Annotated in this window: 1 protein-coding gene; it reads left to right on the plus strand. The window is 52.7% G+C overall.

Annotated features, from left to right (window positions below; translation table 11 throughout):
- Nucleotides 1-292 precede the first annotated feature (292 nt).
- Nucleotides 293-543, plus strand: a 251-nt coding sequence (locus HMPREF9710_RS00755; RefSeq protein ID WP_005662943.1) for an IS5/IS1182 family transposase, incomplete at its 3' end; no start/stop codon positions are given.

A 543-nucleotide genomic window follows, 5' to 3' on the forward strand; every position in this document is an offset into this window, starting at 1 on the left:
TTCTGCTGAATACTGCTTCACACGATCTCTCTTGCCCGTCCCCGGTTGGTATTTACTTCATCAGGTGACGCGACAACTATTCTGACACCGGGGGTTCAGAAAATTCACCTTGGAATGATGAGTATGAGTTTACTGATTTCATTACTACGCGAAATGGACTTGAACGACATTTTACACGTGATGCAAAAAAACATCTTCGTGAGCTAGCCAGAGCACTACACATCCAAAGGGCTTTGTTGCATAAATCAGGCTCGGCCAGCGTAGAACGCGTAGCTCTGGTAGCCTGAACGGGATGAAACCAGCTCCACAGAAGTACCGCACGACCAATTGGAAAACGTACAACGAAGCGCTCAAGGCACGCGGCTCGCTACTCATCTGGCTTGACACGACGATGAACTGGCACGGCCAGCCGAGTGGTAAGCGAGGGCGCAGCCAGGCGTTCAGCGACGAGGCGATCCAGTTCTGCCTGAGCATCAAGTGCTTGTTCAATCTACCGCTGCGCCAGGCCATGGGCATGGCGCAAAGCCTGCTCAAGCTCGCTGG

It is taken from the genome of Massilia timonae CCUG 45783, assembly GCF_000315425.1.
In the GTDB taxonomy this organism is placed as follows: domain Bacteria; phylum Pseudomonadota; class Gammaproteobacteria; order Burkholderiales; family Burkholderiaceae_D; genus Telluria; species Telluria timonae.